Source organism: Streptomyces sp. NPDC058291 (genome assembly GCF_042880855.1).
GTDB lineage: Bacteria > Actinomycetota > Actinomycetes > Streptomycetales > Streptomycetaceae > Streptomyces.
On sequence record NZ_JBHVYK010000026.1, the window covers coordinates 1 to 20,719 of the forward strand.

Consider the following 20,719-nt stretch of genomic DNA (forward strand, 5'->3'; position numbering starts at 1 on the left):
AGCGGGCGCCGCAGGCACAGGAGCGGGAGCGGGAGCGGGAGCCGCAGGCACAGGAGCGGGAGCGGGAGCCGCAGGCACAGGAGCGGGAGCGGGAGCGGGAGCCGCAGGCACAGGAGCGGGCGCAGGCGCCGCGGGCACGGGAGCGGCGGGCGGATCCTCCGGCGGGGCGGGCGCCGGAGGCGGGGCGGTGGCCTCGGAAGGCCTCGGCGCGCCCGTGAAGGCCGGCATCGCGGCGGGGATGGTCACTGTGGCCGCCGCCGTGGTGGCCCTGGCCCTCGTCGGCCACGACCGCCCCGCCGAGCCGCCCGAGGCGAGGCCCCCGGCCTCCGCGCCGGCGCCGGTCGCACGGCCCGAGGAACCGACGCCCGAGCCCACGCCCACGCAGGCCGCCGATCCCGAGCCCGCGGTGATCGTCCCCGTGGCAGCCCCCACGACGCCGGCGCCGGCCGCCCGCCCGGCCCCCGCGCCGTCCCCGTCCTCGACGCCGACCCCGGCCCCCGTCCCGGCACCCGCGTCGACGGCGTCCCCGACGCCCACCCCGACGCCGACGCGATCCCGGCCGTCCCCGCCGCCCGCGCCGGTCGTCTACCGGCTGAGCGAGCTGCCCTTCGACCTCACCGGCGACGGAACCGGGCCCGAGATCCGGCTCGGCGGCAGCAGCTGGGTGTGGCAGCGGTCCGCGCTGTCCATCGCGGACCGGCGCTACGAGCGCGGGGCGACCGTGCGCGGCGACTCCTCCGTCACCGTAGACCTCAACCGGCGGTGCGCCTCCTACGACGCCGTCGTCGGGGTGGACGACCTGACGACGAAGCTCGGCAAGGTCTCCTTCGCCGTCTACGCCGACCGTGACCGGCTCTGGTCGTCCGGCGTGATCGCGGGCGGCGACCCGGCCGTGTCCGTGCACGTGGACCTCGCCGGCCTCGCCCGGGTGCGGCTGGTGGTCGAACCGCACGGCCCCGTCGCCTCGGTGACGCTCGCCGACTGGGCGGAGTCCGGGTTCACCTGCTCGTAGCCGCCCGGGGCCGGAGCGGGGCCGGGTGGGCGCGCACGGCTTCGGTGAGTTCGTGCAGGGCGTCCGCCACGGTCAGGCGCGGGACCCTGGCACGCTCGGCCGCGTAGCGTTCCGCGCCCAGAGCCGCGCGGGCTGCGGCCTCGGCCCGCTCGGCCCAGGAGCGTTGGGGGGCGGGCCGCGGGTGAGGGCCGCGCAGCCCGTCGGCGACGGCGAGCAGCCGGGCCGCGCGCGTGACGTCACCGATCTCGACCAGCAGGAGCGCCGCGCTGTCCACGATCGCGGAGGTGACCGCCTCCGCGCACTGGTCGGCCATCGCCTGGCTCAGGGTGTCGGCCAGCATCGGCAGACCGTGCTCCGGCCCGGACTCGGCCGCTGTCAGGTTCGCCTCCAGGACCGCCAGGAACGCCACGAACTGCGGTGGCGGAGTGCCCTGCCCGATGGCCGCCCGCGTCTCGTCGCACAGGGCTCGCGCGCGGTCGGTCTCCCCGTGGTCCAAGGCGATGTGGGTGCGCAGCAGCAGGGCGAACGCGCGCACGTCCGCCACCCCGTACCGGTCGGCGGCGTCGTCGGCCTCGTCCAGCGCGGCCATCGCCCCCTCGAGGTCTCCCGACCGGTAGGCGATCTCCGCGAGCCGCACGATGAGGAACGGCGACTCGGCGTACGCCCCGACCTCGTAGGCGAGCCGCAGCGCCTCGCGGTACTCGCTTTCCGCCTCCGCGAAGCGGCTGCGCACCAGATCCGCCTCGCCCGCCACCCCGCACACCTGGGCCCGCATCCAGCGGTCGCCGACCCGCCGGCTGAGCGCCCGCAGCTCGGCCAGGTCGTCGTCCAGGCCGTGCATCCCGCCGGGCGAGTCGACGACCATGTGGGTACGGAACATCAGGGTGCAGCCGAGTTCCCAGTCGCCGCCGTGCTCGCGGCAGTTGGCGACGGCCGCGTCCAGCATCCCGCGGACGTCCACCGTGTCGCGCGCGGGGAACGCCGTCAGCGGCCAGATGAGACCGGGCATCCGGGCCGCCTGCGGGCCGCCGGGCTCGTAGGCGGCCCGCAGGCGGGCGAGGTACTCCTGGCGGCGCGCGTTCGCCGCCCGGTCCTGCGGCTCGGGCTCGGACTCGGACAGCAGGAACATGTGCAGCATCCGCAGGTTCATGCGCCGCACGTGCCCGGGGCGTCCGTCGTCCTCGACGGCGGGAGGCGCGTCGAGGAAGGCGTCGACGGGGTCGGTGGCGGCCATGCGGGCGTCGAGATCCTCGGGAACGGCGGGGACGGCGTCCATCCCGGAGACGCGCAGGGGGTCCAGGACCGCGCCGAGGCGCAGGGCGCGGTCGGTCCACTCGGCGCCCTCGCGCCGGTGGTTGCGCAGCCACCAGAACCAGCCCGCGCCGAGGCAGACGGCGGCCGCCTCCTCCTCGTCACCCGCCGCGAGCGCGCGCTGCAGACCCACACGGATGTTGTCCAGCTCGGTCTCCAGACGGGAGATCCAGGGGAGCTGCTCGGCCGAGCGCAGCAGCGGGTCGGCCCGCTCGACGAGCGCGCGCACCCACGCCCGGTGTCGCCGTTCGGCCGCCGCGCGGCACCGCGGGAGCTCGGCGGCGCGTTCGACGGCGTACTCGTGGATCGTCTCCAGCATGCGGTAGCGCATGCCGGCGCCCCCGGACCCCTCGCAGGGGGACGCCACGATCAGGGACTTGTCGACGAGCGCTCCGACGCCGTCGGCGACCGGGCCGGTGCACACGGCCTCGGCGGCCTCCAGGTCCCAGCCGCCCGCGAACACGGACAGCTCGCGCAGCAGCATGCGCTCCGACTCGTCGAGCAGATCCCACGACCAGTCGACCACGGCTCGCAGGGTCTGCTGACGGGGCAGGACCGTGCGGCTGCCGGAGGTCAGGAGGCGGAACCGGTCGTCGAGTCGGTCGGCGATCTGACGGGGGGTGAGCAGCCGCAGCCGGGCGGCGGCCAGCTCGATGGCCAACGGGAGCCCGTCCAGGCGTCGGCAGATCTCCGCGACCGCCTCCTCGTCCCGCAGCACGCCGGCCGCGTCGGGGCGGACGGCGAGCGCGCGCTCGGTGAAGAGGCGGTGCGCCTGGTCGGGGAGGAGGGGCTCGACCGGACGGACCGACTCGCCGGGGACGCCCAGGGGTTCACGGCTGGTGGCGAGGATCGTGAGCCCGGGGCAGCGGGTGAGGAGGGTCTCGGCGAGGGCGGCGGCCGCGCCGATGACATGTTCGCAGTTGTCAAGGATCAGGAGCTGGCTGCGCGGCGCGCAGTGCTCGACGAGCAGGGCGACGGGGTCGTCCTGCGGGGTCGTCAGCTCGGTGGTCAACAGCACGGTCTCGCGCAGACCGAGGGCACTGACCACCGCGCCCGCCACCGCCTCCGGCCGGTCGAGCGGCGCCAGCTCGGCCAGCCACGCCTGCGGAAGCCGGGCGGCGGCCTCCTCGGCGAGACGGGTCTTCCCTGAGCCTCCCGGTCCGGTGAGCGTGACCAGTCGGGCCCTGTGCAATTCGGAACGGATGGCGTCGAGCTCGGGTTCCCGGCCCACGAAAGAGGTAAGACGCGGACGGATGTTGCCGGTGCGTTCGGGCCGCCGGGGCGGCGAGAGAGGGGTTGCCGCGTGAGCCGGCGCCGGGCGGGCGGGATGCGCGCCGGCCGGACGCAGGCGGCCCGCTTCCCGGTGGGCTGCCTCTCGGTGGGCCGCTTCCGGGTGGGCCGGCTCTCGGTGGGCCGGCTCTCGGTGGGCCGCATCCCGGTGGGCCGCCTCTCGGTGGGCCGCATCCCGGTGGGCCGCATCCCGGTGGGCCGGCTCTCGGTGGGCCGCATCCCGGTGGGCGGGCTCTCGGTGGGCCGCATCCGGGTTGGTCGGCGTGTGGTCGGCCGGTGGGAAGCGGGCGTGGGCGGCCGGTCCGGGGCGGGCCGGCGCGGGGCCGACCGGTTCCGGGCGGGTCAGGAGCTCGGCGTGCAGGGCTCGCAGCTGTGGTCCGGGGTCGGCGCCGAGGCCGTCGGCCAGAGTACGACGGGCGGACTCGTACGCGGCGAGGGCGTCGGCGTCGCGGCCGGTGTCGCGCAGGGCGCGGATGAGGAGGGCGTGCAGCGGCTCGTCGTACGGATGCGCGGCGGCCAGTTCCGTCAGGCGGCGCGGGACGGTTTCACGGGCCCGGTCGAGGAGCAGGTCGGCCTCGGCACGGGCCCGGACCGCTTCCAGGCGGAGGGCTTCGGGACGGACGGCCGCGGTCCGGTCGGGCAGGTCGGCGAGCGCGGACCCGCGCCAGAGGGCCAGGGCGTCGTCCAGCGTGCGCGCGGCGGTGCGGGCGTCGCCCTGGCGCAGAGCCTCGACGCCCCGGCGTATGAGCCGCTCGAACAGGAAGAGGTCCACGTCGTCCTCGGTCGCGGCGAGCCGGTAACCGCCCGGCGCGGACACGACGACGTCCTTGCCGACGGCCCGCCGCAGCCGGCCGACCAGGGCCTGGAGGGCGGCCGGGGCGTCCTGTGGCGGGTCCCCGGCCCAGACCTCGTCGATGAGGGTCTCCGGGGCGGTCGGGCGCCCCGGGCGCAGGGCCAGCGCCGTGAGCAGGGTCCGCAGCCGGGCTCCGGGCACGGGTACGGCGTTGCCCTGGTCGTCCTCTGTCTGGGTGACGCCCAGGATTCTGTACCGCACCGGCTCATTGTCGCCCGGGGGCGAGCCGCGGGACACGGAATTTCACCGACGGCGGGTCCCCGGCCGGGGGCAGCGTGCGGGACGGGGACCCGCTTCCGGACGACGACCCGCGGCGGACGGCTGCCGGGCGCCCTCCGCCCGACGGACCGTGCGTGTCCGTCCGCCGCCGCATGCGCGCGTGTCGGTCCGCCTGTCCTCCCGTCCGTCCGTCTGTCGGCCTGGCTGTTCGCCTGACGGCCTGCCGGTCGACGGCGCACCGCCGTCCCCGCCGCGGTCATGGCGTCAGCCTCCGGACGAGACCGCTCGTCGTTGGGGAGCGATGCCTGCCGGTACCGCGCGGGCGCGGGCCGGTGTGCCGGTCCAGCAGGTGCCTCTGCGGGACAGGAGGCGGCGGAGCCAGAGTTCCAGGGAGACCAGGTCGGCGAGTCCGTCCAGGGGGAGGGGTTCGCCCGCCGCGGCGGCTCGCAGCGCCTTGCGGACCACTCTGGCCTCGACCAGGCCCGCCTCCGCCAGGAGCGGGGCGTCGAAGAGGGCGAGGAGAGGGTCCATGGCCATGCGCAGGCCGGCCCGGGCCGCCGCGGTGGCGGAGGTCTGCGAGGGGGCGCCCCAGCCGTGCGGGAGTTCGGTGACGCCCGCTCCCTTGAGCACCGTGCGCAGAATCGCGGCGCGGGCCCCGGGCTGGACGCGCAAGGTCTCGGGGAGTGCGCGGCAGGCTCGTACGACCTGGTTGTCGAGGAACGGGGCGTGCAGGCGCTGCGAGCGGATCTCGGCGGCCTGTTCCAGGACGCGCAGGTCCATGGCGTGGCGGGTCAGGGCCGACCTCGCGCGGTACTCGCCCGGACGCTGGCCGGGGCCCCCGCCGGTGCGGTGCGCGGCGCCCTGCAGGCGAACCGATACTTCAGCGAGCGCCTCCCCGGTCAGCCAGCGGGCGGCCGGGCCCGCACCGCCCCAGGTGAGCGCGGCCAGGGAGGCCCCGACCGCGCCCTCGGGGTCGTCGAAGCTGAAGCTGCGGTGCAGCAGCCGGTCGGCGAGTCCCTCCAGGCCCGCGCGGTACGGCGTGCGGGCCAGCCGGCGGGCCGCGCCGTACACGCGCGCGGGAACGAGCACGGAGCCGTCCGCCTTGGTGAGCGCGGCGACGGGGCGCACCAGGTGCCGGCGCTTGCGGTCCATCAGCAGGTCCGCCAAGCGGGCCGGGTGGGCGTCCAGCACCTGGCGGGCGCCGTAACCCGTGAAGTGGTCCGCGCTGCCCGCGGAGAGGCGGGCGCGGTGGCGGGCTGCCGTGACCAGGCTCTGGCCGGGTTCGTCGGTGAGCGGGCCGTCCAGGTCGGCGTACGGCAGGCTCTCCTCGCCGCCGGCCACGACGACGTGGTGCAGACGCGGGTTGGCCGCGAGGGCGCCGGCCCGTTCCAGTTCGGCCTCGCGTCCGCCCACGGCCAGGTCGTTGAAGGTGACGGCCAGCAGGCGTTCCCCGGCGCCCGTGCCGTGGCCGAGCAGCGTGCCCGGTCTGCCGGGCAGGCCCGCGGCGAGGAGGGCCAGCGTGCCGGAGGCCGGGCCGCCGGAGAGGTCCGCGCCGATGCCCGGCACGGGCATCCCGCGCGCGGCGCGCCGCTCGGCGGGTCCCATGCCGGGGACGGGCCCGGGGTCGATGTCGGGGACGTGCCGGGGCGCGGACAGCCGGGCGCGCACCGCCTCGACCAGCGCGTCGCGCACGGCGCCGACGGCGCTGTCGGGGTCGGCCGGGGGCGCCGCCACGGCGAGCGAGGCGACCGGCTCGTACCCGGCGATCTCGCGCGCCCCCGCGCGCAGGATCAGGGCGTGCCCGGGCGGAATGCGGCGCACGCCGTCGTACGGGGTGGAGTCGTGCAGGGCCGCCGGTACGTCGGGAGCGGCGAGGAGGGCCGCGAGGTGGCCGAAGTCGAGGTTGGCCTCGATGAGGTCGGCCAGCGGCAGCGCGGCCGTCGCGTACGCCGTGCCGCCGGCCCAGGGAGTGTGGAACACCGGGCGCGCGCCCGCCAGATCGCCGCAGACGGTGATGCGCCGGCCGACCTGGACGATCGCGGTGTAACTGCCCGACCAGGCCGTCAGATGCCGAAGTGCCCCTCCGCGCGCGGCGAACAGGCCGACGCGCAGTTGTTCGTCGTTCGCGCCGCACGTGCCGAGGACGGCGATGCGGGTCTGCGCGTCGGCCTTCACCACCCGCACCTCGTCGGGGCGCCAGTCGCCGACCGCCCACAGCGGATCCGGGTCGCCCCAGAGCAGTTGGGAGCCGACGGGCTGCAAGGTCTCGCCCTCGTAGCCGACTCGGCCTCCGTAGGCCGCGCCGTCCCGACCGCCGGCCTGACCGACGGACCCGCCCAACGCCCTCGCGGCGGTGCTGCTCCACCCCACCAACCACCGCATCGACGCCTCCACAGGCTGTGGACAACCGAGTGCACCGTACGAACGGTTCACCATGCTGCCACGAAGAGCGCACCACAGAGGGAGGCGGCACCGCTTGCGATCGGGAAGCGCGTCCGCGCGAACACGGCGGCGCCGACCGGTGCGACCGCGCGCACCCCGGTGTCCACGACCTGAATGCGCCCCCGGTACGCTCCCCCAGAACGCCGTGCGCGCCCTCGATTTCCATGGTGGGAGGCGTTGTCCCCCACCGAGTACAGGGTCGCTTTTCGGCCAAATCCCGGGCGTACGTCCGGCGTTCGGAGCGAGCCGAGCAGGCTTCGCACACGCTCCGTACACACGCGCGCGCCTCGAAGGCTCGCGCCGGCCCGGGAGGCGGAGTTCGCCCCCCGGACCGCTCCGCCGCCCGCGGGGATGAAGGCGGCGGTGTCCCCCAGCCCACTGGATCCAGTACAGCGGGCCGACCCACGCACGGCCCATGGAACCGCTCCCCCGATGGCCGGAGTAGAGCGCACGGCCGGGCGCACGGCCACACGGGCGGGAGCACGCCGCGACGGTCCGTACCTGCGCCCGCACTTTCGTACGGACCACAATCCCGCCAACCGGAAGAATGCCCCTTAACGCTTGGGATGCGGCGAACTACGCTGGGTTTACGAATGCCGCATGGTTATGCCAGCGCGGCAGCCGTCTGTGTCGAGGGGTGGCGCAATGTCCAGGGAGCAACGCGGGCCGAACGAGAAACTCGGCGCCGTTCTCGCCCTCGCGGGAATCAGCAACGCAGGACTCGCGCGACGCGTCAACGACCTTGGCGCTCAACGCGGGTTGACTCTTCGCTACGACAAGACGTCCGTGGCGCGCTGGGTGTCGAAGGGCATGGTGCCCCAGGGCGCCGCGCCCCACCTCATCGCGGCCGCCATCGGTCAGAAGCTCGGCCGTCCGGTGCCGCTCCACGAGATCGGCCTGGCGGACGCGGATCCCGCGCCCGAAGTCGGCCTCGCCTTCCCCAGGGACGTCGGCCAGGCCGTGCGCTCCGCCACGGACCTCTACCGTCTCGATCTCGCGGGCCGCCGCGCCGGCTCCGGAGGCATCTGGCAGTCACTGGCCGGATCGTTCGCAGTAAGCGCGTACGCGACGCCCGCTTCACGGTGGCTGATAACCCCGGCCGACAGTTCGGTGGCGCGCGACGTCCACCTCGTGGAGGAGTCCGGCGCACCGCTCAAAGTCGGCCACAGCGATGTGCAGAAGCTGCGGGAGGCCGCCGAGGACGCCAGGCGCTGGGACTCCAAGTACGGAGGTGGCGACTGGCGTTCGTCCATGGTCCCGGAGTGTCTGCGGGTGGAGGCGGCCCCCTTGCTGCTCGGCTCGTACTCCGACGAAGTGGGTCGCGCGCTGTTCGGGGCGAGCGCCGAGCTGACCCGGCTGGCGGGGTGGATGGCGTTCGACACCGGTCAGCAGGAGGCCGCCCAGCGGTACTACATCCAGGCGCTGCGGCTGGCCCGCGCGGCGGCCGACGTCCCCCTCGGGGGCTACGTCCTGGCCTCCATGTCGCTGCAGGCCACCTACCGCGGCTTCGGCGACGAGGGCGTCGACCTCGCCCAGGCCGCCCTGGAGCGCAACCGGGGGCTGGCCACCGCGCGCACGATGAGCTTCTTCCGGCTCGTCGAGGCACGCGCACACGCACGCGCGGGGGACGCGCACGCCGCCGGCGCGGCGCTGAAGGCGGCCGAGGGCTGGCTGGAACGCTCCCGCGACGGCGACCACGATCCGTCCTGGCTCGGCTTCTACTCCTACGACCGCTTCGCCGCCGACGCCGCCGAGTGCTACCGCGATCTGAAGGCGCCGCGCCAGGTGCGCAGGTTCACCGAGCAGGCGCTGTCGCGGCCGACGGAGGAGTTCGTGCGGTCGCACGGGTTACGGCTCGTGGTCTCGGCGGTCGCCGAACTGGAGTCGGGCAACCTCGACGCGGCCTGCGAGCAGGGGGTGCGGGCGGTGGAGGTGGCCGGGCGCATCTCGTCCGCGCGGACCACGGAGTACGTCAAGGACCTGCTGCACCGGCTGGAGCCCTACGGCGACGAGCCGCGCGTCGTGGAGCTGCGGGAACGCGCCCGGCCGCTGCTCATGACTCCGGCGTAGGGCACGGTGCCCGTGGGCCCTGCGCGCGGGCAGGCGCTCATGCCCCGGGGCCGCTGCCCGTGAGCCCGGCACCGGACGGCCTCGCGGCGCGGCGCCCGCGCACGACGGGGCGATGCCGGGCGCCCGGCCGGAACGGTCCCTTGTCCCCCGCCCGCGGGGCGCCCGCCCCGGGTTTGAAGGCGTTGTCAGTGGCGCAGTGCACTATCGAAGCCGGGAGGTGGTGTGCACGTGTCGAAGGTCGCTCACGACTGTGATGTGCTCGTGGTCGGTGGGGGCGTCGTCGGGCTGTCCACGGCGTACGCGATCACGCGGGCCGCGCCCGGCACCAAGGTGACGGTGCTGGAGAAGGAGCCGGGGGTCGCCCGGCACCAGACGGGCCGCAACAGCGGCGTCATCCACAGCGGGATCTACTACCGGCCGGGCTCGCTGAAGGCGCGCTACGCGGTACGGGGCGCCGCCGAGATGACGAAGTTCTGCGCGGAGTACGGCATCCCGCACGCCGTGACCGGCAAGCTGATCGTCGCCACGGACCGGGCCGAGCTGCCCCGGCTGCACGCGCTGGCGCAACGCGGCCGGGAGAACGGGATCCCACTGCGGGAGCTGGGCGCCTCCCAGATCGCCGAGTACGAGCCCGAGGTGCGCGGACTCGCCGCCCTGCACGTGCGGACCACCGGGATCTGCGACTACGCGGCGGTCGCGCAGCAGCTGGGGGCGGCTTCCGGGGCGGAGATCCGGTACGGCGCGCAGGTCGTGCGCGTCGACCGGCGGCCCGAGCGCGGGGTGGCCGTGCTCACCTCGCGCGGGGACGTCGTGCGGGGGCGGGTGCTCGTCAACTGCGCGGGGCTCCACTGTGACGAGATCGCCCGGCTGACGGGGGACGAGCCCGAGGTGCGGATCGTGCCGTTCCGGGGCGAGTACTACGAGCTGGCCCGGCCCGACCTGGTGCGCGGGCTGGTGTACCCGGTGCCCGATCCCGCGTTCCCCTTCCTCGGGGTGCATCTGACCAGGGGCATCGACGGCGGTGTGCACGTCGGGCCCAATGCCGTGCCGGCGCTGGCCCGCGAGGGCTACGGGTGGGGCGTCGTACGGCCCGCGGAGGCCATGGCGACGGCGGCCTGGCCCGGCGTGTGGCGGATGGGGCGACGGCACTGGCGGTATGGCCTCGGCGAGCTGCGCCGGTCGGTGTCGAAGCCGGCGTTCGTCGACGCCGTGCGCCGGCTGCTGCCGGCGGTGGAGGAGGAGGACCTGGTGCGCGCGCCGGCCGGGGTGCGGGCGCAGGCGGTGCTGCGCGACGGCGGGCTGGTGGACGACTTCCTCATCCGGGAGGGTCCGCGGGCCGTCCACGTGCTGAACGCCCCCTCCCCGGCCGCGACGGCCTCGCTGCCGATCGGCCGGGAGGTGGCCCGCAGAGCGCTGGAAGCGCTGACGAGCGCATGAGCCGCCGGGCGGCGCCGCGTGCGCGGCCGGCTCCTCGCCGTACCCACCGGTCGTGTCCCCGTAAAATCGACCCCACTGTGTCTGATTCCGTGAACACCCCCGAAGCCCCTCAGCCCTCTCCCGGCGGCGAGCACCATCCGGGTGAGCCCGTTCGGCACACCCGTGCCAAGGGGGAGCCCCGCTTCCCCGACGGGCCGAAGGCCGATCCCGCCGGTTCGCACTTCGAGCGCCGGATCCGGAGCTTCCAGCCCCGGCGCAGCCGGGTGACGGCCGGGCAGGCGGACGCGCTGCAGCGGCTGTGGTCCACGTGGGGGCTGGACATCGACGGTCACCCCGTGGACCTCGCCGAGCTGTTCGGCGACGACCGTCCGGTGGTGCTGGAGATCGGCTTCGGCATGGGCGAGGCCACCGCGCAGATGGCGGCCGCCGATCCGGGTACCGGCATCCTCGCGGTGGACGTGCACACGCCCGGTCAGGGCAATCTGCTCAACCTTGCGGACCACCACGGGCTCGCCAACGTCCGGGTCGCCAACGGCGACGCGATCATCCTGCTGCGCGAGATGCTGCCGGCGGACTCGCTCGACGGGCTGCGCGTCTACTTCCCCGACCCCTGGCCCAAGAAGCGCCACCACAAGCGGCGTCTCATCCAGCCGGAGTTCCTCGACCTGGCCGCGACGCGGCTGAAGCCGGGCGCGATCGTGCACTGCGCCACCGACTGGGAGCCGTACGCGGAACAGATGCTGGAGGTGCTCACCGCGCACCCGGACTTCGAGAACACCCGGCCCGACGGCGGGTTCGCGCCCCGGCCCGAGTTCCGTCCGCTGACCCGTTTCGAGGGACAGGGGCTGGACAAGGGTCACGTGGTGAACGATCTGCTGTTCCGTCGCGTACAGCATCGCGACCGTCCCGGGGCTCGCTGACCGGTCGAGGGATCGCCGACCGACCGCCCCCCGCACCACCGTCCCCTCCCTCGTTAGGGTCGATGCCGTGGCCATCAGTCCTCCGTTTCCGCCCTACCCGCCGCATCCGCCCGGCGGCGCGCCAGAGGACGGTGTGCTCAGGCACGCCCACTGGTGGCAGCGCAGGTGGGTGCGGTACGGGGCGCTGATCACCCTGCTGGCGCTGTCCGGGCTGGTCATCCTCGCGCTGGTGCGCGAACAGACCGGCACCGAGGGCTTCCTGGTCGGGCTGGGGCTCGCGGTGCTGCCGGTGCCGCTGCTCGTCGCCGCCTTCCGGTGGCTCGACCGGGTCGAGCCTGGCCCCTGGCGCAACCTGGTCTTCGCGTTCGCCTGGGGGGCCTGCGCGGCGGCGCTGATAGCCATCGTCGCCAACAGCTTCGCGACCAAGTGGATAGCCACCGCGACGGCCGACCCGTCCAGTGCGGACACCCTGGGCGCGACGGTGATAGCGCCGATCGTCGAGGAGTCCGCCAAAGCCGCGGCCGTCCTGCTCGTGTTCCTCTTCCGCAGGCGGGACTTCACCGGGATCGTCGACGGCGTCGTCATAGCCGGGGTCACCGCCACCGGCTTCGCGTTCACCGAGAACATCCTCTACCTGGGCACCGCCTTCGGCACCGACCAGCTCACGGGCGACACCGGCATCGCCTCCGTCACCGCCGCCACCTTCTTCGTCCGCGTCATCATGTCGCCGTTCGCGCACCCCCTGTTCACCGTGCTGACCGGCATCGGCTTCGGCGTCGCCGCGCTCTGCGGGGACCGTCAGCACGTGCGGCGCGTGCTGCTGCCGCTGGGCGGACTGCTGCTCGCGATGGGCATGCACGCCCTGTGGAACGGCTCGTCGACGTTCGGCGAGTTCGGCTTCTTCGCGGTGTACGCGGCGTTCATGCTGCCCGCGCTCGGGCTGCTGACCTGGCTGGTGGTGTGGACCCGGCAGCGTGAGCTGCGCACCGTCCGCGAGGAGCTGCCCGCCTACGCGGCCGCCGGCTGGCTCACTCCGGCCGAACCGTTCGCGCTCGGCTCGATGCGGGCCAGGCGGCTCGCCAGGGACCACGCCGGCCGCCACCTGGGCAAGGCCGCGGCGCGGGAGGTGGCCCGGTACGAGGCGTACGCGACCTCGCTGGCGTTCCTGCGGCACCGGGGCCGGCGGGGACGCGCGAACGCGGACTTCGTCGTACGGGAGAGGGAGCTGCTGAACGAGCTGTGGCGCCGCAAGGACGTCGCCCGGCCCGCGCTGGACCACGCGGCCCGGATGACGGCGCCGCCGGTACGGGTGGTCCCGCCGCCCTGGCCGGTGTACGGGGCGTACGGGTACGGCCCGGGCCCCGGACCGCTCCAGCCGTACGGCCAGTCCCCCGGCCCCGGGTACGGCTACGGGTATGGGCACGGGTACGGCAGTCCGCCGGGCCCGGCGCACGGAGCTCCGGCGGGCCCGCCTCCCGGGCGCCCCACAGGCCGCGGCGGCCCCGGGCACCCCGCGGGCCCGCACCCCTACCGCTAGAGGAATGGACCACCGCGGCCCGGGTCAGGCCGAAGCGCTGGTCAGCTTGGCGATCTCCGTGCTGGTCAGCTCCAGGTCAGCCAGCGCCAGCAGGGCCGGCAACTGCTCCGTCGTCCGGGCGGAGGCGATCGGCGCGGCCACCGTGGGCTGCGCGGCGAGCCAGGCCAGGGCGACCGTGGCGACCTGCGCGTCGTGGGCCTGGGCGACCTCGTCCAGCGCGGTGAGGACCCTGCGGCCCCGCTCCGTGTCGAGGTGCTTGGCGGCGCCGGCGGATCGGGCGCTCTCCACCGTCGTACCGGGCCGGTACTTGCCGGTGAGGAAGCCGGAGGCGAGCGAGTAGTACGGGACGGCGGCGAGGCCGAAGCGGGCGGCGACGTCCCGCAGCGCGCCCTCGTAGGTGTCGCGTGAGACCAGGTTGTAGTGCGGCTGGAGGGCGACGTACCGGGCCAGGCCCTCGCGGTCGGAGAACTCCAGGGACTCCTGGAGGCGTTCGGGAGAGATGTTGGAGGCGGCGATGTGCCGCACCTTGCCCGCCTTCACCAGCTCGTCCAGCGCGCCGATGATCTCCTCGACGGGCACCTCGGTCTTGTCGAAGTGCGTGTAGTAGAGGTCGATGTGGTCGGTGCCCAGACGGCGGAGCGAGGCGTCGGCGGCGGCCTTGATGTTGTCGGAGCTCAGGCCGGGGAACTCGGGGTGCTGGCTCACCTTGGTGGCGATCACGACGTCGTCGCGGTTGCCCCGGGCCTTCACCCACCTGCCGATGACGGTCTCGGACTCACCGCCCGAGTTGCCGTCGACCCAGGCCGAGTAGGCGTCGGCGGTGTCGACGAAGTTGCCGCCCGCGGCCGTGTAGGCGTCGAGCACGGCGAAGGAGGCCGCCTCGTCCGCCGTCCAGCCGAAGACGTTGCCGCCGAGGGAGAGCGGGAAGACCTCGAGGTCCGATGAACCGAGTGTGCGAAGAGCAGTCATGCTTCGTCTCAACGGTCACCGGCGGCCCGCCCATTCCACGGGGCACGCGAAGAACGTGTGAACAGGACGTGGCAGACCCGACCGATCAGGGCGGACCCGACCGATCAGGGCCGTGCCAGGGGGACCTCGGGGATGTCCCCGAGGGGGCGGCTCAGGGGTTGAGGCCCTTGCTGCGCAGCCAGGCCGCCGGGTCGATGCCGGTGGCGCTGCCGCCCGGGTGGACCTCCAGATGGAGGTGGGCGCCGGTGACGTTTCCGGTCGCGCCCACGCGGCCGATCACCTCGCCGGTGGAGACCTTCTGGCCGACGCTGACGTTGATCGACGACTGGTGGCAGAACCACAGCTCGGTTCCGTCGTCCAACGTGAGGATGGTGCGGTAGCCGTAGGAACCGGCCCAGCCCGCCTCGGTGACGGTGCCGCTGTGGACGGCCTTGATGAGAGTCCCGGTGGGCGCGGCGAAGTCGAGACCGGTGTGGTAGCCGGAGGACCAGAGCGAGCCGGCCTGACCGAAGGTCGAGGTGATGGTGTACGAGGAGGTCGGCAGCGTGAACTGCTTGGCCAGTTCGGCCAGGCGCGCGGCCTCGGCCTTCTTCGCGGCCTCCTCGGCGGCCTTCTTCTTGGCGGCGGCGGCCTTGGCCTGCGCCTCCTTCTCGGCCTTGACGACGGCCTCGGCCTCGGCCTTCTTCGCGGCGGCGGCGGCCTTGACCTCGTACTGGGTCTGCTGCGACTCGACCTGCGCCATGATCCGGCTGCGCAGGGCCTCGCCGGCGTCGGCGGTGCTCTGGGCGGCGCTCTCGACGGCGCTCTCGACGGTGCTCTCGTCGGCGTCGACGGCGGTCTCGGACCCGAAGGCGGCCAGGGCGGACTCGGTCTGCGGGGCGGGGTCGTCGTCGGAGATGAGCGAACCGACGTTCGGCAGGTCCGGCATCGAGATGGAGACCGGGGCCTTGCCGGTGTTGGCACTGGCCATCCCGCCCGCGCTGACGGCGGCTATGACGCCGACGCCGAGGACGGTGGAGCTGCGGGCGAACCCGCCGCCGCGCTGCTTGGCGACCCGGTGCTTGCCCCGGACCGGGCGAACGGACTCCGCGGTGGGATTCCATTCCTCCCAGGGGCCCTCGTCGGCACGGTGGCCGCCGTAGCCGAAGGTCTCGGGAGACGGCTGGCTCGGCGCGTACGGGGCCTCGGGGGCAGGCGGGTTGGACGCCACGCGGGCGCGCTCCTTTCCTTCCGTCGCCTACCGGGTTAGCTGACGGGTTCGGAGCGGGAAGGTCTCCTACGCGCGTATACCGGCCGTGGACTCTGCGAGTTCACGGCGGCTTCCGCGTGATTCACCCCAAGGTGGTGGTTCCCCGGTGCCCTTGCGGGATTCGGCGCGTGCGCACGGAGCCGACTCTGGTGCCGGCTGGGACGACCGCGCTGCGTTATCGAACGTTAATAGACCCAGGGGTGCGTTTCCAAGCTGTTCTGCTTGATCAATAACATTCCTGGCCTGGACTTTCGGGCCACCAGCGGTGAAAAACGGGCGAGTTGACCTCGGCCGCGCAGGCCCTGACAGGAACAGGCGTGCTGACGGCGGCTCACCTGCTCTGCGCAGGGCGGTCGCCCGGTCACGCACGGCAGCGATCGGCTCGGGGAACGCACCGAGGGCCGGAACCCTTTCGGATTCCGGCCCTCGGCCTTCAGTAGCGGGGACAGGATTTGAACCTGCGACCTCTGGGTTATGAGCCCAGCGAGCTACCGAGCTGCTCCACCCCGCGTCGTTGTGACTCCAGTCTACGCTACTTCCGGCGCGTGAATCACCACGGTTGTCCGCCGCCCCGGGCCGACGGTCACCCGTCGCCTCGGGTCAGGTGCCGGTTCGGGGCCTTCGCCCGTTGCTCGTACTCCGCGAGGAGGAGGACGTCGACGCCCGCGGCCGTCAGCACACCGGTGCCGTCCGCCCCGGTCACGAAGGTGTCGGGCTCGCGCCAGGCGGTGACCACCCGGCGCACGCCCGCGTCGAGGACGAGCCGGGCGCAGGGGGCGGGGCGGGAGGAGCGGCGGGCGCACGGTTCGAGGCTGCTGTAGACGGTGGCCGTGGGCAGTCGCGGGTCGGCGGGGTCGAGCTTGGCGAGGGCCGCCTCCTCGGCGTGCACGACCGGGTCGCCGGCCTCCCGGGAGTGACCGCGCGCGAGCTCCGTGCCGTCGGCGGCCACGATCACCGCGCCGACGCTGAAGGCGCTCCGCGAGGGCGGGCACCGTTCGGCGAGCTCGCAGGCGAGGGCCAGCCAGTGCCGGTCGGCGGCGGCAGGCAGCGGTCCGGCGCCGGGGGCGGTGGGCTCGTAGCGGTGCAGGACGACGTCCTCGATGCGCCGGGTCTCCACCAGGCGCAGGCGTCCGCCCTGGTAGCCGCCGGGCCCGAAGAGGCGGGGCGCGTCCGGGTCGCCGACGAACAGCGGGGCGAGGACGAGCTGCAGCTCGTCGGCGAGGCCCTGCCGGAGCAGCTGGGTGTGGACGGTTCCGCCGCCCTCGACCATGAGGCGCCGTACGCCGAGCACGTCGTGGAGGTGTTCGAGGAGGCGGCGCCAGTCGAGTGCGGGGCCCAGCGGGACGACGTCCGCGGCGATGCCGAGGGCGTGGGCCCGCTCGGCTCCACGGTCCGTCGTGTAGAGGGCCTTCGCGCCTCCCGTGTGCCAGAAGTTCGCCCGCGCGTCCAGTTCGCCGGAGCCGCTGACGGTGACCTTGAGGGGGTACGGCGGCTGTCCGGCGGCGACCCGGGCGGCCCGGCGCTCCGGGGAGTTCACCAGGAGCCGCGGGTTGTCGGCGCGGATCGTGCCGGCGCCGATGAGGATGGCGTCGACGGAGGCCCGCACCTCGTCGACCCGGTCGAAGTCGGCGGGGCTGGAGAGCAGGAGGCGCTCGGGGGTGGTGTCGTCCAGGTAGCCGTCCAGGGAGACGGCGGCGGACAGCAGGACGTACGGGTACGGCATCGGCGTGCTCCCCGGGCTCGGTCCGACGGCGGCGGTCTTGGTTCAAGTTTGAAACAAACCTACACTGGGTGCATGACGACTCGCTGGCTCACCCCCGAGGAGCAGCGCGCCTGGCGCGCGTACGTTGCCGGCTACCTCCTGCTGGAGGACGCGATCGACCGGCAGCTCCAGCAGGACGCCGGCATGCCCCACGCGTACTACTCCATCCTCGCGAACCTCTCCGACGCCCCGGACCGGCGGCTGCGGATGACCGATCTCGCGGAGCGGCTGAAGATCACCCGCAGCCGGCTGACCTACGCGGTGTCCCGGCTGGAGAAGGACGGGCTGGTACAGCGGGAGGAGTGCCGCTGGGACAAGCGCGGCAGCGTCGCGGTGCTGACGGACGAGGGAATGGCGGTCCTGCGGGACACCGCCCCCGGCCATGTCGCGGCGGTCCGCGCCGCCCTGTTCGACCGGCTCACTCCGGAGCAGGTGGGGCAGCTGGAGGAGATCTTCACGCAGATCGCGCGGGGGTTCCAGGGGGACGGACCGGGCGAGGCCACGCCGCCCGAGGACCTCCCGTGGCGCCGGCGTTCGTCGCCCTGCTCCGGGACGCAGTGAGCCGCGTCACCCGCCCGTTGCTTCAAATTTAAAGCATGAGGTAGGGTCACCTCTCGTCGGATCTGCTTCAAATCTGAAGCAGTAGTCGGCCTGGCACCACCACGTCATCCGCCCCCGGACCCGGGAGAACCGCATGCCCGACACCCCCGCCGCCACCCCGCGCGCCCGCGTCCGGGTGCCGCTGCGCTTCCACGACGGCTACTCCGTCGACGCGGAACTGGTCACCTTCCACGGCCTGGTCGACGGTCAGGAGCACGTCGCCGTCGTGCTCGGCGAGCCGGCGCCCGGCGCCACCCCGCTGGTCCGGCTGCACTCCGAGTGCCTCACCGGCGACGCCTTCGGCTCCGCCCGCTGCGACTGCGGACCGCAGCTGCGCGAGGCGGTCGAGCGGATAGCCGTGACCGGCGGCGTGCTGCTCTACCTCCGCCAGGAGGGCCGCGGCATCGGCCTCTACAACAAGCTCGACGCGTACGCCCTCCAGGACCAGGGCCTGGACACCTACGCGGCGAACGCCGCCCTCGGCCTGCCCGAGGACGACCGGGACTACACGGCCGCCGCCCAGATGCTGCGCGCCCTGGGCGTCACGAGCCTGGACCTGCTGTCCAACAACCCCGACAAGGCCGACCAACTGCGCGAGCTGGGCATCGACGTCCACGACCGCGTGCCCACCGGCGTGTTCACCACCCCGCACAACGTCCGCTACCTGCGCGCGAAGGTGCTGCAGACCCAGCACACCCTGCCGCTGGCCGCCCTCACCGGATTGAGCGCGGTCTAGAGGGCCTACCGGAGGCCTGAGCGGGTCGCGTTGCGTGTCGCCGGGGAACGCAGCAGCGCCCGGGTCGGCCGAAGCCGATCCGGGCGCTGTGCGGCGGTCACGCGAGGGGATCCCTCGCCCGCGGACGGTAGGCCGTGTGGGACTCGAACCCACAACCAATGGATTAAAAGTCCACTGCTCTGCCAATTGAGCTAACGGCCCAGGCGATGGTGCGCGATGTTGCCTCCCCGAGCATAGCCGGACGCGGCCGTGTCTCCGATCGGGTATCGGGGACACGGCCGCGTCGCAGGACGGGAAGTGACCGGGATCGGTCACAGATGGGGCAGTTCGCCGGCCGTGCCCGCCCGTGACGCCTGGCGGGCGAGGGTCTTCTCGTGCTCGGGATTGAGGAACCAGTCACGGGCCGAGGCCTGCCACCACCCGCCCGCGAAACCCAGGACGGCGAGGACGGCGACCGGGGCGTAGTTGAAGGTCTCCCAGGTGACCGGCGAGACCTGCGGCAGCATGAACAGGACGGTGATGACGGCCACCCAGGCCACCGACAGCACGCCGATCGCCCTGGACCAGCGGCCCAGGTGCCAGGGCCCCCGCTCGAACGCCTCGCCCTTGCGCAGCCGCAGCAGCGTCGGGATGACGTACGCGATGTACAGGCCGATGACGGCGATGGAGGTGACGGCCGCGTACGCGGTCACGTTGATCAGGTACGGCAGGCCGAGCACCAGCGCGCCGCCGGCCGCCAGCCAGACAGCGGCGACGGGCGTGCGGGTGCGCGGGCTGACGGTGTGCCAGACGTGGGAGAAGGGCAGCGCCCCGCCGCGGGAGAAGGCGTAGATCATGCGGCTGTTGGCGGTCACCGACGCCATCCCGCAGAACAGCTGGGCGCCGATCACCACGAGCAGCAGCAGCTTGCCGGCGGTCGCGCCGAGGGCGTCGAGCAGGATCTGCGCGGGCGGGGCGCCGGTCGGGGAGCCGAGCGCGGCGTCATAGGACCGGATGGCGTACGTGAAGCCGAGCAGCAGGACGAAGCCGGCGATCCACGAGGTCCAGATGGACCGCACGATGCCCTTCGGGCCGGCCGTGGAGGCATCGTGCGTCTCCTCCGTCATGTGGGCGGAGGCGTCGTAGCCGGTGAAGGTGTACTGGGCCATCAGCAGGCCGAGCAGGACGACGTAGACCCCGCTGCCCCAGCCCGTGTTGTTGACGAACTCGCCGAACACGAAGGACGTCGACCGGTGGGTGTCGGGAACGAAGGCCAGCGCCCCCACGATGACGCCCACCCCCAGCACGTGCCACCACACGCTCACGCTGTTGAGGAGGGCGACGATCCGCACCCCGAAGGTGTTCAGCAGGCCGTGCAGCACCAGGATGCCGGCGAAGAGCAGGACCGTGCGGCCCGGCGTCACCGCGAAGTCGAACTGGAGGTTCAGGTAGGCGCCGAGGAAGGACGCGGCCCCGAAGTCGATGCCGGCGGTCACCGCGACCTGGCCCAGCACGTTGAACCAGCCCGTGAACCAGGCCCAGGCCGCGGCCGATCGCGGGGGCGCCAGCCGGTGCGCCCAGAAGTACAGGCCCGCCGAGGTCGGGTACGCCGAACAGATCTCGGCCATGGCGAGGCCCACGAAGAGCGTCATCAGGCCGACGGCGACCCAGCCCCAGGTGATCACCGCCGGGCCGCCGGTGTTCATGCCGAACAGATAGAGCGTCAGGCAGCCCGACAGGACCGAGATGATCGTGAAGGAGACCGCGTAGTTGGAGAACGCCGACATGCGGCGGGCGAGAACCTGGGTGTAACCGAGCTGGGCGAGCCGCTCTTCGTCCGAGAGATCAGAGAGATTCCCGGGAGACCGCCCGCCCACTCTGCCGTCATCTGTCATGCCCCCAGCAATTCCCTCGCCGGGGGCGTGACACACGTCACGGCTTGGCTAGAAGACGCCCTTGTAGCTCCGTCGGCCCCGTCCAGCGCACGACCCGCTTGCGAGACGCCCGGGTCGGTCAGACCGCGGACGATCCGGAAAACACCGTGGCCCCCACCGGTCGGTCGGTGGGGGCCACGGCGTTCAGTCATCTGAGCCGGTGTCAGCCGTTGCGCTTCCAGCGCGGCTTGTCGTCGCGGCGGCCGGTGCCGGGGGCGGTGCCGCGGTGGTCGTCACGACGGCCGTAGGGGCGGTCGTGACCGGCGGAACGGAAGCCCGGACGGTCGTCGCGGCGGTCACGGTTGAACGGACGGTCGCTGCCACGGTGGGTGGACGGACGCTCGTCACGACGGTCGCGGTTGAAACCGCCCGACTGACGGTCGTCACGGCGGAAGCCAC

General features: G+C 73.8%; 14 protein-coding genes, 2 tRNA genes, 1 pseudogene and 1 riboswitch. Of the genes and pseudogenes, 8 read left to right on the top strand and 9 right to left on the bottom strand.

Going from position 1 to position 20,719, the window contains the following annotated elements; all coding sequences use genetic code 11:
* Together ACFVYK_RS15775 and ACFVYK_RS15780 are read left to right on the top strand one after the other, a co-directional pair.
* Positions 1 to 218, top strand: a 218-nt coding sequence (locus ACFVYK_RS15775) for a hypothetical protein (RefSeq protein ID WP_389773695.1), incomplete at its 5' end; no start/stop codon positions are given.
* Entirely contained in the window at positions 188 to 1,012 is an 825-nt protein-coding gene (locus tag ACFVYK_RS15780; protein WP_389773697.1) for an NPCBM/NEW2 domain-containing protein, read from the top strand. The genes ACFVYK_RS15775 and ACFVYK_RS15780, both read left to right, overlap by 31 nt.
* On the opposite strand, the gene ACFVYK_RS15785 is transcribed toward ACFVYK_RS15780, so the two are convergent.
* Together ACFVYK_RS15785 and ACFVYK_RS15790 are read right to left on the bottom strand one after the other, a co-directional pair.
* Entirely contained in the window at positions 999 to 4,667 is a 3,669-nt protein-coding gene (locus ACFVYK_RS15785) for a BTAD domain-containing putative transcriptional regulator (RefSeq protein WP_389773699.1), read from the bottom strand. The two genes, ACFVYK_RS15780 and ACFVYK_RS15785, sit on opposite strands and share 14 nt — an antisense overlap.
* Before the next feature lie 282 nt (positions 4,668 to 4,949).
* Complete coding sequence (locus tag ACFVYK_RS15790; RefSeq protein WP_389773702.1) at positions 4,950 to 7,067, bottom strand: asparagine synthase-related protein; 2,118 nt, start codon at positions 7,065 to 7,067, stop codon at positions 4,950 to 4,952.
* A gap of 705 nt (positions 7,068 to 7,772) precedes the next feature.
* On the opposite strand from ACFVYK_RS15790, the gene ACFVYK_RS15795 reads away from it, so the two are divergent.
* The 4 genes from ACFVYK_RS15795 to ACFVYK_RS15810 all read left to right on the top strand — a co-directional run bounded on the left by ACFVYK_RS15795 (position 7,773) and on the right by ACFVYK_RS15810 (position 13,091).
* Entirely contained in the window at positions 7,773 to 9,197 is a 1,425-nt protein-coding gene (locus tag ACFVYK_RS15795) for an MFS transporter (protein ID WP_389773705.1), read from the top strand.
* A 228-nt stretch (positions 9,198 to 9,425) separates the two neighbouring features.
* Positions 9,426 to 10,634 carry an L-2-hydroxyglutarate oxidase gene (lhgO, locus tag ACFVYK_RS15800; protein ID WP_389773707.1) on the top strand — a complete coding sequence of 403 codons (1,209 nt, stop codon included), beginning with the start codon at positions 9,426 to 9,428 and terminating at the stop codon, positions 10,632 to 10,634.
* A gap of 77 nt (positions 10,635 to 10,711) precedes the next feature.
* Positions 10,712 to 11,554 carry a tRNA (guanosine(46)-N7)-methyltransferase TrmB gene (gene trmB, locus ACFVYK_RS15805; protein ID WP_389773709.1) on the top strand — a complete coding sequence of 281 codons (843 nt, stop codon included), beginning with the start codon at positions 10,712 to 10,714 and terminating at the stop codon, positions 11,552 to 11,554.
* A 67-nt stretch (positions 11,555 to 11,621) separates the two neighbouring features.
* Positions 11,622 to 13,091, top strand: a complete 1,470-nt coding sequence (locus ACFVYK_RS15810) for a PrsW family intramembrane metalloprotease (protein WP_389773711.1) — start codon at positions 11,622 to 11,624, stop codon at positions 13,089 to 13,091.
* Between the two features lie 24 nt (positions 13,092 to 13,115).
* Here ACFVYK_RS15810 and ACFVYK_RS15815 read toward each other — a convergent pair whose 3' ends face one another.
* From ACFVYK_RS15815 to ACFVYK_RS15830, 4 genes are all read right to left on the bottom strand, one after another.
* Entirely contained in the window at positions 13,116 to 14,060 is a 945-nt protein-coding gene (locus ACFVYK_RS15815; RefSeq protein ID WP_389773713.1) for an aldo/keto reductase, read from the bottom strand.
* A gap of 151 nt (positions 14,061 to 14,211) precedes the next feature.
* Entirely contained in the window at positions 14,212 to 15,270 is a 1,059-nt protein-coding gene (locus tag ACFVYK_RS15820; RefSeq protein ID WP_389773715.1) for a M23 family metallopeptidase, read from the bottom strand.
* A gap of 9 nt (positions 15,271 to 15,279) precedes the next feature.
* Positions 15,280 to 15,446, bottom strand: a riboswitch (cyclic di-AMP (ydaO/yuaA leader).
* Positions 15,447 to 15,746: 300 nt separating this feature from the next.
* Positions 15,747 to 15,820 (bottom strand) — tRNA-Met (locus ACFVYK_RS15825).
* A gap of 72 nt (positions 15,821 to 15,892) precedes the next feature.
* Positions 15,893 to 17,032, bottom strand: coding sequence for a dihydrofolate reductase family protein (locus ACFVYK_RS15830; RefSeq protein ID WP_389773718.1), 1,140 nt, complete (start codon positions 17,030 to 17,032; stop codon positions 15,893 to 15,895).
* A gap of 72 nt (positions 17,033 to 17,104) precedes the next feature.
* Here ACFVYK_RS15830 and ACFVYK_RS15835 point away from each other — a divergent pair, with 72 nt between their 5' ends.
* Together ACFVYK_RS15835 and ribA are read left to right on the top strand one after the other, a co-directional pair.
* Positions 17,105 to 17,632: a MarR family winged helix-turn-helix transcriptional regulator gene (locus ACFVYK_RS15835; protein WP_389773720.1), complete on the top strand. Its 528-nt coding sequence runs from the start codon at positions 17,105 to 17,107 to the stop codon at positions 17,630 to 17,632.
* A 133-nt stretch (positions 17,633 to 17,765) separates the two neighbouring features.
* Complete coding sequence (ribA, locus tag ACFVYK_RS15840) at positions 17,766 to 18,407, top strand: GTP cyclohydrolase II (protein ID WP_389773723.1); 642 nt, start codon at positions 17,766 to 17,768, stop codon at positions 18,405 to 18,407.
* Positions 18,408 to 18,535: 128 nt separating this feature from the next.
* On the opposite strand, the gene ACFVYK_RS15845 is transcribed toward ribA, so the two are convergent.
* From ACFVYK_RS15845 to ACFVYK_RS15855, 3 genes and pseudogenes are all read right to left on the bottom strand, one after another.
* Positions 18,536 to 18,608: transfer RNA gene (locus tag ACFVYK_RS15845), tRNA-Lys, on the bottom strand.
* A 110-nt stretch (positions 18,609 to 18,718) separates the two neighbouring features.
* Positions 18,719 to 20,281: an amino acid permease gene (locus ACFVYK_RS15850; protein WP_389773725.1), complete on the bottom strand. Its 1,563-nt coding sequence runs from the start codon at positions 20,279 to 20,281 to the stop codon at positions 18,719 to 18,721.
* Positions 20,282 to 20,483: 202 nt separating this feature from the next.
* Positions 20,484 to 20,719 (bottom strand): annotated as a pseudogene (locus ACFVYK_RS15855) (RNA helicase); the annotation flags it as partial.

Coding starts and splice junctions, on each gene's coding strand:
- ACFVYK_RS15790 (WP_389773702.1), bottom strand. CDS start 7,067: ATGCGGTGGTTGGTGGGGTGGAGCAGCACCGCCGCGAGGGCGTTGGGC.
- ribA (WP_389773723.1), top strand. CDS start 17,766: ATGCCCGACACCCCCGCCGCCACCCCGCGCGCCCGCGTCCGGGTGCCG.
- ACFVYK_RS15850 (WP_389773725.1), bottom strand. CDS start 20,281: ATGACAGATGACGGCAGAGTGGGCGGGCGGTCTCCCGGGAATCTCTCT.
- ACFVYK_RS15830 (WP_389773718.1), bottom strand. CDS start 17,032: ATGCCGTACCCGTACGTCCTGCTGTCCGCCGCCGTCTCCCTGGACGGC.
- ACFVYK_RS15835 (WP_389773720.1), top strand. CDS start 17,105: ATGACGACTCGCTGGCTCACCCCCGAGGAGCAGCGCGCCTGGCGCGCG.
- ACFVYK_RS15815 (WP_389773713.1), bottom strand. CDS start 14,060: ATGACTGCTCTTCGCACACTCGGTTCATCGGACCTCGAGGTCTTCCCG.
- ACFVYK_RS15795 (WP_389773705.1), top strand. CDS start 7,773: ATGTCCAGGGAGCAACGCGGGCCGAACGAGAAACTCGGCGCCGTTCTC.